Here is a 14,171-nt window from a genome sequence, read left to right on the forward strand (position 1 = left end):
TCATTGAACAGCCAGCGAAACAGCGAGCTGTCACGAAAACGACCGTGGCGATTCTTGGAAAACGTAGAGTGATTGGGGACTTCATCTTCAAGACTCAATCGGCAGAACCAGCGATATGCCAGGTTCAAATTAGCCTCTTCGCACAACCGGCGTTCGGAGCGAATGCCGTAGCAGTAGCCCACCACCAACAGGCGAATCATCAGTTCGGGATCAATCGATTGGCGCCCGATTGGGCTATAAAAATCGGCGAGATAAAGGCGCAGATCGCTTAGATCGAGGCATCGATCAATGCTGCGCAGGAGGTGATTGGCTGGGATGTGATCTTCAATGTTGAACGAGTAAGACAGTCTCTCTTGCCCGCTCGGCAATTGCCCCATCATGCTACGAATCCTCCCGCTGGCCGATGACCTGATTTTGCCGCAGACCAAGCAGGAGATCTACTTTTTCAACAGAATCGACCCTGAACGGACACTCGTCAACGTCAGCTCAGGGTCGAAAGCTTTGCTCCGCTATTGCAGTGGAACATACACATCTGTTTGCCATTGATCCTGCGGTGTCTCGGGATAGGCGCTCAGGTAATTGAAGAACAGCGGCTGATCACGAAGTTCCTCTCCACTGGCAGGAAGCCAATCGCGGTAAATCGGATAGATCGTTTCCCCGATGTGATCCGGTGACCCCGCGTGTCGCACCACGACGCAGCGACCGGCAGGAATGACCATCTCGTGCACGCCGAACTCATTCGACGCCACCGCCTCGTGAATCTCGCCGCAGATTGCGAAGCGGAATGCTTGTGGAGGTGTCGTATCGGGGTTGCTATAGGGAATGCCAAAGGTGCGACTCGATGCCACCGGGGACTGTCCGCTCTGCATACGCCACTCGATGAACATGCGCACGCTCTCATTGACGAGCCCGGCTGGTCCGCAGTGCTCAAGCGCTGCTACCCTGACTTCAGGGAAATCTACGATTCGTACTTGCATGATGATAGTCCTGGAAAAGTGAGGGATTGCGAATACCGCATTCCAGACCTGCCAGTTCGGTTCACTCCTGAACGCACTCGGCGTCGTACCGAACGCCCGCCTGAACGCCCTGCAAAATGCCTCGGGACTTTCAAAGCCGGCACCGAGTGCGGCGTCCAGTACCGAATGATCAGCGAGGGCGGCTAGGCTATGTGCCGCGCGTCGTAGTCGCATCAGTTGCACATAACGTGAGACAGGCACTCCAACGAACGCGGTGAATTGTCGATGGAAGTGAAATGCCGAAAAGTTCGCCACATGGCTCAACGTCTTCACCGACAGGTCACCTTCGAGATTGGCATCAATGTAGGCGAGTACGTCGTTGAAGCGTTTTGTGTAAGCGAAATGGGTCGGCATGTCAGACACTGGGAAAAGCTCCTGAAAGTACGGTCGGCAATAGAGTCGACTATAGCGGTGCGAGCGCGCCTAGCCGCGTTTGCTCAAGGCACGTTTGGATTGGCCAATCCGATTTCTTCCAACGAGATGTAAAGGTCAGGGGGCATTGCAGGTGTCCACTTCTGGCGCAGACTGTGTGAAAACTACTGCGCTCGACAATACTGCGTTAAAAACAGGCGAAAAATGCTCATTTAGAACACCTGGACTCCGCTTTTTCGCCTGTTTTTGCCTTGTCTTGTCTTCGCTCGTGACGTTTTCACACAGTCTGGGCCGATAGCAGTCATCCACATCCAGCTGCAGTGCCTGGGTGCAAAGGAGTCGATGTTGATGATCTGCGCTTCGACGGCCAACCGGTCGTCCTCATCGAAGAATTGGACAGTAGCGGTCTCCTGATCCAGCCACTAGCGAGCCATGTCGCCGTGCCCGTAATCGCGATGGAGCTGCTCCTGCTTGTTCATCAAGGCCGGCATGGCTGTTTCCAGCAGGCTTTCAAAAGTTTGTTCCGACATCAGTTCTTCCTTGGCTATCCATTGGGACTTTCAGCGCGTGGTTTGTCAGGGCCAGGGTCAATCATTCCTTGCCAATCAGTGACTCAAACGGTCAATAGTAGGCCGTGGACACGCAACGAGTGCACCGGTAATGTGCATCAAACGCTGTCATTTTCTTGCTTGCCGATGTCGTGCTGGCAGGCTCGCCTTTTAGGCTGATTGAAAACGTAGGGGGGGTGATGGGACGCTATACGACACTTATCAAGCGTGATGCGACAGAGATGTCGGTTAATTAATAGTTAGGGGAACTCAAAATGCGTCGCGTAAGTGCTTATAGCTTGGTTGTTTTCAGCAGTGTTATTGTAGGCTCCGGCTGTACATCATATGCGTCCAAGCCGATCATCAGCGATCGTGTTGAATCCGGAAAAAAAGAAATGATCTCCAGCTTCACTTATGAGGTTGACGCCCCATGGAAAGACAGTCGCTTCGGAAAGAGCGCATACGAAGTGACGCAAAAAATGATTCCAACTGCAAAAGACAATAGCTCGAGGTCGATAGCGTCGACTCTCCCTGAATTAGAAATAAAAATCTCGGAATTTTCATCCGGTGGTGCTTGTACACAAGAGTACTTGACGGGATTAAGTCTCGGCTTGATTCCCAGCTGGTGTACAAGGCCAGAGCTGTTTAAGTTTAACTTCACACTCATTAACAAGCAGGGCTTTTGCAGGCAAAAAACCTATTCAATAGGCTCGATGACATTTTCACATATCACGGTGATTCCATTTGCTATGTTCAACACCGATAATCAACCGTTAACTATTTATCAGGCCGCGCTAAAAGACTTCCTTCAAGAAGGTCAATGCGCAGCTCCTTAATATGTGGTTCAAATCGCTCGCTTCGCCCGTAAGCCGGGTATCAAATCGGCCTGTCCACAATCCGTGCATTCCAGACTTCCCGATAACGCTGAACCAGTAAGCGGTAGCATCGTGGTTACTGGGAGTGACGAATCGCCGTAAACGGGTAGATTCGTTGCTGTGCTTGCGGTTCACTGGCCGTCCGCTTCTGGCCGATTCTGTTGAAAAAGTAGATCGCCTGCCTGGCCTGCTGCAAAATCAGGTCATCGGCCAGCGGGAGGATTCGCAGCATGATCGGACAATTGTCGAGTGGGCAGAGAGACTGTTTACTCGTTCAACATTGAAAATCACATCCCAGCCAATCACCTCCTGCGCAACATTGATCGATGCCTCGATCTAAGCGATCTACGCCATTACCTCGCCGACTTTTACAGCCCGATTGGGCGTCCCTCGATTGATCCTGAACTGATGATCCGCCTGCTGATCATGGGCTACTGCTGCGGTATTCGCTCCGAACGCGGGTTATGCGAAGAAGCTCATTTGAACCAGGCGTATCGCTGGCTATTTAACGAGGTGCTGCGCCGCTGCATGGACGCAGGTCTGCTCAAGGGCTAAGGTTTTGCTGTGGACGCGAGTGTCATCAAGGCAGATGCCAGTCGACAACGAGGCGTACCCGGCAACGAAGATAGCAACTGGAGTGATCCGGTGCTAAGTACTCGTGCCGTGCGTGAGTACCTTGAAGCGCTAGATAAAGAAGCTTTGGCCGAAACACTGCCAAAGCGCCTGTCGTTGACCGATCCCCTTGCACGCTGGACCGCAGCTCCTGGAGACCCAGCGTTCTTTGCTTACTCGACGAACGATCTCATTGATGTCGAGCATGGTGTGATTGTGGACGTGGAGCCGACACCCGCCCATCGAACCGCCGAGGTCGAAAGCACCAGGACCATGATTGAACGGGCCGAAGAACAGTTCGCCATCCAGCCGGATCGGCTCATTGGCGATACCGCTTATGGAACCGCACCGATGCTGGCCTGGATGGTGGACGAAAAAGATATTGAGCCGCAAACAAGGTCAATCGTCCGCAAGCATCAAATGAGGGGAACTGGATGGAGTATTGCCAGGTTGGCTAATCCCTTGAAGTTGTTGACGTGGCTTTTTTGGCAATCCTTAACTTGATTCCAGAAACAGCGATAACTTCAGGGTCTTTTTTCTGTTTTTGAGTTCGCCGTCGGTATTGGATTCATGAAATAGCCGAATGATTTTACAACGTCGTACTACGTCGTTTTAACAAGTCGATCTGATCCGCAGGTATCAGCGTCCTAAGGGTCTTGTACAGGGCGCGGGTTTCCAGCAGGTTCCACACCCGCAGCATGGTTTCCAAGGCATCCAGCGGTTTGCTGATGAAATCCTTGGCCCCCAGCGCCAGCGCCCGCAGACGAGTGTCGCGGGTGGCGTCGGCCGTGAGCACGAGGATCGGCAGGTATTCGTCGCTCGGGATGCGTCGGTTGAGTTGTTCAAGGACGGCAAATCCGTCGAACTCAGGCATGTGCAGGTCGAGAATCACCAGGTCCGGCTCGAAACTGTTGAACAGGTCCAAGGTGCGCAGCGGTTGGGTGCTGCTCAGGACGTTGGTCAGCCCCTCGCGTACCAGCAGTTGCTCCACCAGATCTAGATTGGGGCGTTGGTCGTCAATGATCAAAATACGCAGGTCGGTGTTCACACTGGCTCCGGAAAGTATTGGTCGAGGTAGGCGAGGAACGAAGGAACGTGAATGGGTTTGGTCAACACCGCCGTCGCGCCGGCCTTGCACAAGGCCTGGCGCGTGAGGTCACTGGCGTCGGCGGTGATCATCAGCACTGGCGTGGTACGGGTGATCGCGGACTGGCGCAAGCGCTGCAGGACGTTGAGCCCTTCGATGTCCGGCAGGGAGACGTCCAGCAGAATAAGCTGCGGTGCGTGTTGCGCGGCCAGGTCCAGCCCCAGCTGCCCTTGCATGCTCGAGAGCAGTTTTATTCCGGGGCGCTGTTGCAGCAAGGTCTCGATGAGTGCCAGGCTGGAGAGGTTGTCTTCGATGCATAACACCTTGCCCCGGACCTTGGCGCCGGGGATCTGCGGCAGGGCGTCGATGGGCGCAGCGACGGGCCCGGCGGGTTGCTGTAGGCGCACAAAAGGCAGTTCCAAAGTAAATCTTGAGCCAGTGCCGGGTTGGCTTTGCACGGTCAGGCTGCCGTTCATCATTTCCAGAAGGCTCTTGCTCAGCGCCAGGCCGAGGCCGCTGCCTTCCACGTTCGGATTCGTCTCAAGTCGCTCGAACGGTTTGAAAAGTTGGTCCAGTCGATCAGCCGCAATGCCCTTGCCGGTATCGCAGACTGACACGGCAGTCCGTTGTTGATCAACCTTGACCTCTATGTTCACCTGACCCTCAGGCCGGTTGTACTTAATGGCATTGGACAGCAGGTTCAGAAGAACCTGGGTCAGGCGTTGTCGATCAGCGACAATCCCGCTGTCAGCGGCCAGCGTCGGCAATGACTCCAGATGAATACCGGCATCTGCAGCCATCGGCGAGACCAGTGTCAAGGCTTCTTGCAGCGCGATTGCCAACGGTACCGATTCGATGTTTAGCGGCAGGCGTCCGGCTTCGATCTTGGCAATGTCCAGCACTTCGTTGATCAGCGTCAGCAAGTGCTGGCCGGCGCGCAGGATATGGCCTATCTGGGTCTTTTGTCCGGGTAGCGAGTCCATGTCCAACAGTTGCGCAAAGCCCAGAATCGAGTTCAGCGGTGTGCGCAGTTCGTGGCTCATGCGCGACAAAAACTCGCTTTTGGCCCGACTGGCGCGCTCGGCTTCTTCGCGGGCGGTGCGCAGTGCAATCTCGGCCGCACGGCGGTCGGTGATGTCCCGGGTGATTTTCGAGAAACCGCGTAACGCACCGCTGCTGTCGTATTGAGCGGTGATTACCACGCTGGCCCAAAAGCGGCTGCCATCCTTGCGGCAACGCCAGGCTTCTTCCATGTAATGCCCGTCGCGCATGGCTTCCCGCAGGGCCATCTCGGGATGTTGCGGGCACTCTTGCGTCAGGTAAAACACGGAAAAGTGCTGGCCGATGATTTCCTGTTCGGTGTAGCCCTTGATCCGCTCGGCACCAGCGTTCCAACTGGTGACATAACCCTGAGTGTCGAGGGCGAAGATCCCGTAGTCCTTCACGCCGTCGATGATCAGTCGCAAGCGCTCTTCATTGTCGCGCAAAGCTCGCTCGCGCTCGGCCAGCAGTATGCCGGCTTCCACCAGACGAGTGCCCAACTGGCCAATCTCATCTTGCTCTGGCGGCTGCGGCAGTAACGGCTGACCGAGGGCCAGGCGTTGGGCGTTGCCTTGGACTTGCTGCACCCGGGCGACGATGCCCTTAGACAAAAACAGCACCGCAACGATGGCGCCAAACAACCCGCAGAGGGCGGCCAGCAGTGTTGAGAGCAACAGCCGCTGGCGGGTCGCGGACGCAGCAGCGGTACGCTCGGCAAGTAAGGTGTCTTCGAGGGTGAGCATGGTGCTGATGTGCTCGCGCAATTCGTCGAGGATGTGTTTGTTGTTGATCAGGATGGTGGTGAACGCGTCGGGGTTTGTCTGGCGATCACTAAGCAGTTCTTCCAGACCATCGACTCTAGTGTTGATCAGCGGCGTGATGGCGATGAGTTGTGCACGCACCCGTTCATCACGAACGTTGCTGTCGAGCCGGCGCAGGGCTGATTCGATCAGGGGCTTGGCGTTCAGGTAACCCGGCAGGAAGTCTTCCCGACGGGTCAGCAGATAACCGCGCACACTGGCGGCTGCTTCGGCGAGCAAGGTGTGCACGGTCTGGATATCGCCTTGTACCAACAATACCCGGCGTACGTCTTCTTCGGCGCGGGCGGTCTGGCGTTCGGCAATGTAAATCAACACCAGAGACAGCAGCAGGACCACCAGGGGCAAGGAAATCACTACTAAGGCCTTGCTCCGTAGCGGCAGGTCGGCCCAGCGTCTGGCGTAAAACACCTTCATGGTTGAGTCACCAGGCCCAGGACAATGCCACGGACCGCCGCCTGGGTTCGATCTGCAGCCCCGAGTTTGCCGATGACCCGTTCGACGTGGGTTTTTGCCGTGCCGGTGGTAATGCCCAGTTTCTCGCCGATTTCACGGTTACTCATGCCGGTAGCCACCAGTCCAAGCACTTGGCGTTCCCGAGCAGTGAGGTTTTCGGTGGGTATGGCGTCGCAGGCATTGCGTTGGGTCATGCGCCGCAGCAGGCGGGCGCTGACCGTGCTATTGATGGCTTCTTCACCGGCGGCAACCCGCTGCAAGGCGTCGATCACTTCACCACGGCTGGCGTCCTTGAGTAGATACCCAATGGCACCAGCATTCATTGCCGCTTCCAGGTGATCGGGACTGTCGTCCATTGTGAAGATCACCACTTTCAGCGACGGCAGGCGTTGCTGAAGAATCCGTGCCGCGCCCAGACCGTTGAGCACCGGCATGCGAATATCGAGGATGACGATGTCCGGAAGCAACTGTTCGCACAGTTCGACCGCTTCCTGACCATCGCAGGCCTGGCCGACTACTTCAAATTGCGGATGACCCGCTAGCAGCGCGACGAAACCGGTACGCGTAACTTCATGGTCGTCGGCCAGCACTAGACGGAAGGCTTGGGTCATTGAGGTGTTCCATTCAGGTGGGCAGGCACGCGGGCGTGCAGTTGGGTGCCGCCGTCGATTGCGCTGGTGCAGGTTAGGCTTCCACCCAGCAGGCTGGCGCGTTCCTGCATGGTGGCCAGGCCCAGATGCCGAGTGCCATCGGTGTCGAGTTGCTGTACCAGGGCAAAGCCTCTGCCGTTATCGGCCACCCGTAGCAAGGCATGGCCTTCGCGCAGTTCCAGCGTCAGTTGTACCTGGCTGGCCCGGGCATGTTTGAGGGTGTTGTTGACTGCTTCCTGGGCGATCCTGAACAACGCGATTTCTACCTGGCTGGGAAAGCGCGCCTCGCAACGTGCAAGCCACTGCACACTGATCCCGGCGTCACGCAGCCGATCGGCCTCTTTGTCGACCGCCTTCAGCAATCCGAAATCGTCGAGTACCGTCGGACGCAAGCCGCCGATCAGTTGCCGGCTCTCACCCACAGAGTGTTGGGCCAGCGCCAGAATCGCCTGCAAGTTCGCCCCAAGGGGGGCCGGCAGTGGCGGGCAGTTCCCGGCGAAACCTTGCAGGCGCTGATGCAGTCCAGCGAGGGTTTGGGCGAGGCCATCGTGCAAGTCATAGGCCACGCGTTTACGCTCGTCTTCCTGGGCGCGGAACAGTCGCTTGACCAGATCCGACAGGGTCCGATCCCGGGCCTTGAGCGCCATCAGCAATCGATTGTTTTCAAGGTGCGCGGCCAGCAGGGTAGCGAGCAGTTGCAGAGATTCGCTGTCTTCGCTGTCCGGCGTCCTCAGGCTGACGCTGTTGGCCAGAACCAGGGCGCCAAAGGCATTCCCGTCGCCGCCGCGCAGCGGAACTCGCAGCACGCAGGGCAGGGCTTCCCCCGGACGCTCCTGCCAACATGGCGTGTGCATGGCACAGTCGGCGACGGTATCAAGGCTGTTCAGTCGATCACGACTGCCATGCCGGGCGGTGGTACTGACGTGCCCCTCAGCGTCCCATTCCAGCAGCAACCCATGGTCCATCGCGAGGAACGCGCAAGCCCGCGCCAACACGCGCTCGCGCATGGCGTCAGGGGCCAGTTGGGTCAACTCCTGCCCGGTGTCCACCAACAACCGCAGGCGCGCCGCGCGACTCTCGGATTGTCGATATTGAGTACGGATGGCCAGGGCGCTACCGGGGTCGTGAGGAGGGCGTTGCATGGTTCGGCTCCGGCGTTGAGACAGGCCCGCGGGCGCAGGGGGGGTCATTAAACCTTGTTAACGGGCTTGAGCGCTATCTGCCGAATGGCATAGGTAAATGACTCTGGTTGGCCGATGTCGGCTGGCTGGTGAGTTGGCAAAGTGGGCTCACCAATCACCCATGGAGTATCGCAATGAAACTGAAAACCCCGGCCATCGCCCTGTTTTTTGCCCTTAGCGCCCCGTTTGTACAAGCAGCAGAGACCGCCCCGTACGTTTACCGCGCCGTGGCCCAAGCGCCGGCCAACGTGAAGGACCGAGAGATTGCCGGTTTGTTTGACCGCTGGAACCGCGCCTTGAAGACCGGTAACTCGCAAACCGTCGTGGACCTCTACGCCCCGAACGCCGTGCTGCAGCCGACGGTTTCCAATCAGGTGCGCACCACGCCAGCGGAGATCAAGGACTACTTCGATCACTTCCTGCCGATGAAACCGGTGGGCCAGATCAACTACCGCGAAATCCATCAACTGGGCGCCAATGTTGCCATGGACAGTGGCGTCTACACGTTCACTCTGACCGACGCCAGCGGAAAGACCCGTCAAGTACAGGCGCGCTACACCTTCGTCTACGAACAGGTTAACGGTCAGTGGAAAATTCTCAACCACCACTCTTCGGCGATGCCGGAAGCACAGATACTACACACCGGAAAATGAGCGAGTTATCCGTTGCCAATCCGGAAAGCCCCTGAATACCACGACTGGCCGCATCCCAGTGGTTGATGTAGACCATCTCGCGGCCATTGATGATAGGGACTGGCATCGAGCTGGCTGTGCAGCCGCCGTGCTGGCTGGTCTGTCAGGAGGTGGAGCGGATAGCGCTAAATGTCTGCAGAGCCGAGCCATTCTGTCGGCTCCATCAAGGCCGCATAGAGCTTCCCGCCACCATCACTCAGTCGATCGGATAGCGTTGGAACAGCTCTGTCTGCTCCAGATGCTGCGCATACGCATGGATCTTGGGAAAGTCGTCAGATTTGACGATGTCGGAGACCATCAACTGAACGAATGACCAAGTCACCGCAGTAGTTATAGCCGCTTGATCTGGCCGTTGGGCCAGCGCTCGACGCGCAAACACACACTGACCCATTCCGGGGAGCTGTTTCATGAGCGTTGTTCTGGTGCGGTAGAAGGCCTGCTCGATGCCGGACAGCAATTGGTGACGGGTAGCCAGGAACCAAGCGGTACGGTGCGCGTTGCGGCGATGGCTGATTTTCTCGCCAGGCGTCCACACGTGCGACTGGAGTTCGTGCTGAATGATGCGCGGACCGATCTGATTGCCGACCGGATTGATATTGCATTCCGAGGCTGCACTTTGCAGGACTCGGGATACGTCGGTCGCCAACTGGTTGGAGCAGGTAATGAGGGGTTGGTAGCCAGCCCGGATTACCTCGAAAAGCGCGGCTTGCCTGTCACGCTAAAGGACCTGGAAAATCACGACTGCGTGACCTTTGCTCATCCCCGCGGAATCACGACGTGGCGTCTTATGGGGCCCGGCGGTGTCGAGAGCGATGTACAGATCACCAGCCGTTTCAATGGCAACACTGCTCAAGCATTGCGTAAGGCCACGCTGGCTGGATTAGGTATTGCGATGCTGCCGCATTACTATCGCACTGGATATGGCCTGCACTTGCTCTACCCCAGTCGAAAACATTTGCCTTTGGCCGTCTCTGCATTCATCGAGTTGGTGTTGGAGAAACCGGGAGAGCAGACATTCCCGGTGAATGTGTAGCCGCGCAAGGGTATGAACCTGTGGACGGCAATCGCTGGCTGGGAAATAGGTAAGGCCAGCGTTGAACTCACAATGGTATGGAGTGATTCAAAGCACTGAATGTTTGCGCTCTAGCCAAGCTTGACCAGATTCAAAATCGCCAGTGGGCCGCCCGGGAACTGCACGAGACGACCTTCAGATTCGCCGCCCAAGTCATCCCTTGATCATGAGCCGCGCCGAACAGAGCAACAGAAACAGGCAAAAAGAAGTGCGGAGTATTTTTTCCGGCAAGGCATGAGCAGCCTGGAGTTGGGACAGTTGGACGAGCGAAGTTCACTCCTGATAAACCTTTCTCAACAGTCTGAGTAACTCCTCGCGTTCTGCGCTATCGAGCGCGGCAGTGGAATCGATATCACTCTGCGCTGCGATGAGTTTCAATTCCTTGAGCAAGGTCTCGCCGGTCTTGCTGAGAAATATGCCATAGGAGCGCTTGTCCGGTTTGCAGCGAACCCGCACGGCTAGCGCACGACTTTCCAGCTTGTTCAGCAGGGGCACTACCTGCGGTGGTTCAATGGCCAGCGCCTTGGCCAGGTCGGCCTGCATCAGCCCGGGATGCTGATCGATGATGGCCAGGGCGGAGAATTGCGCAGGCCGCAGGTCGTGCTTCGACAGTCGGCTGATCAGGTTCTGGAACAACTTGAGTTGGGCTCTGCGCAGGGCATAACCGATCAGGTCGTCCAGTGCTGTGTCCAGCGGCGCCTGCACCTCGGTGCTGCCGGGTAACACCTCACTCGCGTCGGCAATGTTGGAAGGCTTGGCCATTGAAAGTGGAGTCCTTGTGGGAATGAAGTTAAGAAAGCTATCTAGTTTGCCGAGGTTATCGGTCGATAGCTACCGTAACGTTCAATACATTGCCGAATGTAAATATCGGCACCCCATTAGCCAAGGGCTTCAGACTGCAAACCTCCTCGATTGCCTTTTCCTCTACTGTTGCGATGTTGTCAAAAGCTCGGCTTTCACGGTCGAGCGTCTGTCGATGCGCGCCACGGTATTGCCCATGACGCCGTAGCCCGGTCGAATCCCGCGTACTGATAAACCAGCGGACTCCACGAGGCGAGAAAGTACCGATCACCGGATCGGACATCGATGCCTGGACCCAGGCGCTTGAGGATTCGCACCACCGTTTCAGGTCGCTGGTGCTTGCTCACCAGAAACCGCACCGATTCCGGCAAAGTGAAAAGCAGCAGCGCGCTGGAGAGCAGAGTTGCTATACCGTCGAGTGTGAACACAGTTTGATTAATTTTATTAATGGTTAATTGACATAACTAAAATTGCCGGTTAGGTTTTGCTCATCTTCAAGCCAACAACAAGAGAGCAACCGCTATGAGCAATTACGAAGGTCGCTGGAAAACCGTCAAGGTCGAAATCGAAGAGGGCATCGCCTGGGTCATCCTCAATCGTCCGGAAAAACGCAATGCCATGAGCCCGACCCTGAACCGCGAAATGATCGAGGTGCTGGAAGTCCTCGAACAGGATCCTGACGCCGGCGTGCTGGTGTTGACCGGTGCCGGTGAAGCCTGGACCGCCGGTATGGATTTGAAAGAGTACTTTCGCGAAGTGGATGCCGGCCCGGAAATCCTTCAGGAAAAGATTCGCCGCGAAGCCTCTCAGTGGCAATGGAAGCTGTTGCGCATGTACGCCAAACCGACCATCGCGATGGTCAACGGCTGGTGCTTTGGCGGTGGTTTCAGCCCATTGGTCGCCTGCGACCTGGCGATCTGCGCCGACGAGGCAACCTTCGGCCTGTCGGAAATCAACTGGGGCATTCCGCCGGGCAATCTGGTGAGCAAGGCCATGGCCGACACCGTGGGCCATCGCCAGTCGCTTTACTACATCATGACCGGCAAGACCTTTGGCGGGCAGAAAGCCGCCGAGATGGGCCTGGTCAACGAGAGTGTGCCGCTGGCGCAACTGCGTGACGTGACCGTCGACCTGGCGCGCAATCTGCTGGAGAAAAACCCGGTGGTGCTGCGTGCGGCCAAACAGGGTTTCAAACGCTGCCGCGAGCTGACCTGGGAGCAGAACGAGGACTACCTGTACGCCAAGCTCGACCAGTCGCGACTGCTCGACACCGAAGGCGGCCGCGAGCAGGGCATGAAGCAGTTCCTCGATGACAAAAGCATCAAACCCGGCCTGCAGACGTATAAACGCTGAAGTCCGCAGCGCACATCGGGCGCATCCTGCTGTTCGCTGCCGCGTCCTTGCCCTACTGTCATACCGCTTGAACGAATTCCCGATAAATACAATAAAGAGGAATCACCATGTTGGACGTGCCCCTGCTGATCGGCGGCAAGTCGTGCCCAGCCCGTGACGGGCGAACTTTCGAGCGCCGCAACCCGGTGACGGGCAAGGTCGTGTCGCGAGTGGCCGCCGCTACCCTCGAAGATGCCGATGCGGCGGTCGCCGCTGCCAAGGCCGCGTTTCCTGCCTGGGCCGCACTGGCGCCTAATGTACGGCGCACGCGCTTGCTCGCCGCCGCCGACCAATTGCAAGCGCGTACGGCTGAATTCGTCGCCGCCGCCGGGGAAACTGGCGCCATGGCGAACTGGTATGGCTTCAATGTGCAGCTGGCGGCCGGCATGCTGCGCGAGGCGGCGTCGATGACCACGCAGAACAATGGCGAAGTGATTCCCTCCGACGTCCCTGGCAATTTCGCCATGGCCCTGCGCCAACCCTGCGGGGTGGTGTTGGGGATTGCACCATGGAACGCCCCGGTTATTCTCGCCACTCGTGCGATTGCTATGCCTTTGGCTTGCGGTAATACCGTGGTGCTCAAAGCTTCCGAGCTGAGCCCGGCTGTGCATCGGTTGATCGGCCAGGTGTTGCAGGATGCGGGGCTGGGCGACGGGGTGGTCAATGTCATCAGCAATGCCCCGGCAGATGCCGCGGCCATAGTCGAGCGGCTGATCGCCAATCCGGCAGTGCGTCGAGTCAACTTCACCGGCTCCACCCATGTCGGACGCATCGTCGGTGAACTGTCGGCGCGACACCTCAAACCGGCACTTCTTGAGCTGGGTGGCAAGGCGCCGTTTCTGGTGCTGGACGACGCGGACCTCGACGCAGCGGTCGAGGCTGCAGCCTTCGGTGCCTACTTCAACCAGGGGCAGATTTGCATGTCCACCGAGCGCCTGATTGTCGATACCGGGGTTGCGGATGTCTTTGTCAGCAAGCTGGCGAGCAAGATCGCCACCTTGCGCGCTGGCAACCCGAACGCTGTCGACTCGGTACTGGGTTCCCTGGTCGATGCCGCAGCTGGCGAGCGCATCCGGGGGTTGATTGATGATGCCCTCGACAAGGGTGCACGCCTGGTTGCCGGTGGTCAGATCGAGGGCAGCATCATGCAGCCTACCTTGCTTGATGGCGTGACCCCCGAGATGCGCCTGTACCGCGAGGAGTCCTTCGGTCCGGTGGCGGTGCTGCTGCGTGGCGAGGACGACGAGGAGTTGCTGCGCCTGGCCAACGATTCCGAATTCGGTCTGTCGGCGGCGATCTTCAGTCGCGATACCGGGCGCGCCCTGGCCTTGGCCCAGAGGGTCGAGTCGGGCATCTGCCATATCAACGGACCGACCGTACACGATGAGGCGCAGATGCCCTTCGGCGGGGTCAAGTCCAGCGGCTACGGCAGTTTTGGCGGCAAAGCGGCGATCGAGCATTTCACTCAATTGCGCTGGGTCACTTTGCAGAATGGGTCACGGCACTACCCGATCTGATCGTTCGTTGCGTTTCTCGGGCTGCTGTCTCGTGCGAGCAG

General features: G+C 57.7%; 13 protein-coding genes and 1 pseudogene. 6 read left to right on the forward strand and 8 right to left on the reverse strand.

Annotated elements, in window-relative coordinates:
- Together ACP7E4_RS14310 and ACP7E4_RS14315 are read right to left on the reverse strand one after the other, a co-directional pair.
- A partial coding sequence (locus tag ACP7E4_RS14310) for a transposase (RefSeq protein WP_426115328.1) occupies positions 1 to 380 on the reverse strand: 380 nt, incomplete at its 3' end.
- A 129-nt stretch (positions 381 to 509) separates the two neighbouring features.
- Positions 510 to 1,379, reverse strand: coding sequence for an AraC family transcriptional regulator (locus tag ACP7E4_RS14315; protein WP_426115330.1), 870 nt, complete (start codon positions 1,377 to 1,379; stop codon positions 510 to 512).
- 832 nt (positions 1,380 to 2,211) lie between these two features.
- On the opposite strand from ACP7E4_RS14315, the gene ACP7E4_RS14320 reads away from it, so the two are divergent.
- Complete coding sequence (locus ACP7E4_RS14320) at positions 2,212 to 2,772, forward strand: hypothetical protein (RefSeq protein ID WP_426115332.1); 561 nt, start codon at positions 2,212 to 2,214, stop codon at positions 2,770 to 2,772.
- 115 nt (positions 2,773 to 2,887) lie between these two features.
- On the opposite strand, the gene ACP7E4_RS14325 is transcribed toward ACP7E4_RS14320, so the two are convergent.
- The gene (locus tag ACP7E4_RS14325; protein WP_426115334.1) at positions 2,888 to 3,043 is read right to left on the reverse strand and encodes a hypothetical protein; all 156 of its coding nucleotides are present in this window, start codon (positions 3,041 to 3,043) and stop codon (positions 2,888 to 2,890) included.
- Between ACP7E4_RS14325 and ACP7E4_RS14330 the strand changes: the two are divergent.
- Positions 3,042 to 3,813, forward strand: a pseudogene (locus ACP7E4_RS14330) (transposase); the annotation flags it as partial. The gene ACP7E4_RS14325 and the pseudogene ACP7E4_RS14330 overlap by 2 nt on opposite strands.
- Before the next feature lie 199 nt (positions 3,814 to 4,012).
- Here the strand turns inward: ACP7E4_RS14330 and ACP7E4_RS14335 are convergent.
- From ACP7E4_RS14335 to ACP7E4_RS14350, 4 genes are read right to left on the reverse strand one after another with little or no spacing between them, the layout of a single operon-like run.
- A complete protein-coding gene (locus ACP7E4_RS14335) occupies positions 4,013 to 4,471 on the reverse strand; it encodes a response regulator (protein ID WP_426115336.1) in 459 nt (152 codons plus the stop codon).
- Positions 4,468 to 6,786, reverse strand: coding sequence for an ATP-binding protein (locus tag ACP7E4_RS14340; RefSeq protein WP_426115338.1), 2,319 nt, complete (start codon positions 6,784 to 6,786; stop codon positions 4,468 to 4,470). The genes ACP7E4_RS14335 and ACP7E4_RS14340 overlap by 4 nt, the downstream gene beginning before the upstream one ends.
- Entirely contained in the window at positions 6,783 to 7,436 is a 654-nt protein-coding gene (locus ACP7E4_RS14345; RefSeq protein WP_426115340.1) for a response regulator, read from the reverse strand. Before ACP7E4_RS14345 ends, ACP7E4_RS14340 begins: the two co-directional genes overlap by 4 nt.
- Positions 7,433 to 8,617 carry a sensor histidine kinase gene (locus ACP7E4_RS14350; protein WP_426115342.1) on the reverse strand — a complete coding sequence of 395 codons (1,185 nt, stop codon included), beginning with the start codon at positions 8,615 to 8,617 and terminating at the stop codon, positions 7,433 to 7,435. Before ACP7E4_RS14350 ends, ACP7E4_RS14345 begins: the two co-directional genes overlap by 4 nt.
- Before the next feature lie 173 nt (positions 8,618 to 8,790).
- Here ACP7E4_RS14350 and ACP7E4_RS14355 point away from each other — a divergent pair, with 173 nt between their 5' ends.
- The gene (locus ACP7E4_RS14355) at positions 8,791 to 9,309 is read left to right on the forward strand and encodes an SgcJ/EcaC family oxidoreductase (RefSeq protein WP_426115344.1); all 519 of its coding nucleotides are present in this window, start codon (positions 8,791 to 8,793) and stop codon (positions 9,307 to 9,309) included.
- A gap of 391 nt (positions 9,310 to 9,700) precedes the next feature.
- Positions 9,701 to 10,381 (forward strand): substrate binding domain-containing protein, encoded by a 681-nt coding sequence (locus ACP7E4_RS14360; RefSeq protein ID WP_426224894.1) that lies wholly within the window; start codon positions 9,701 to 9,703, stop codon positions 10,379 to 10,381.
- Between the two features lie 312 nt (positions 10,382 to 10,693).
- Here ACP7E4_RS14360 and ACP7E4_RS14365 read toward each other — a convergent pair whose 3' ends face one another.
- Positions 10,694 to 11,182 (reverse strand): MarR family winged helix-turn-helix transcriptional regulator, encoded by a 489-nt coding sequence (locus ACP7E4_RS14365; protein ID WP_426115348.1) that lies wholly within the window; start codon positions 11,180 to 11,182, stop codon positions 10,694 to 10,696.
- Between the two features lie 561 nt (positions 11,183 to 11,743).
- Here ACP7E4_RS14365 and ACP7E4_RS14370 point away from each other — a divergent pair.
- Positions 11,744 to 12,574, forward strand: coding sequence for a p-hydroxycinnamoyl CoA hydratase/lyase (locus ACP7E4_RS14370; RefSeq protein WP_426115350.1), 831 nt, complete (start codon positions 11,744 to 11,746; stop codon positions 12,572 to 12,574).
- 107 nt (positions 12,575 to 12,681) lie between these two features.
- Positions 12,682 to 14,130: an aldehyde dehydrogenase gene (locus ACP7E4_RS14375; protein ID WP_426115352.1), complete on the forward strand. Its 1,449-nt coding sequence runs from the start codon at positions 12,682 to 12,684 to the stop codon at positions 14,128 to 14,130.
- Positions 14,131 to 14,171: the final 41 nt, after the last annotated feature.

Origin of the sequence: Pseudomonas sp. DSP3-2-3 (assembly GCF_049898225.1) — a bacterium.
GTDB lineage: Bacteria > Pseudomonadota > Gammaproteobacteria > Pseudomonadales > Pseudomonadaceae > Aquipseudomonas.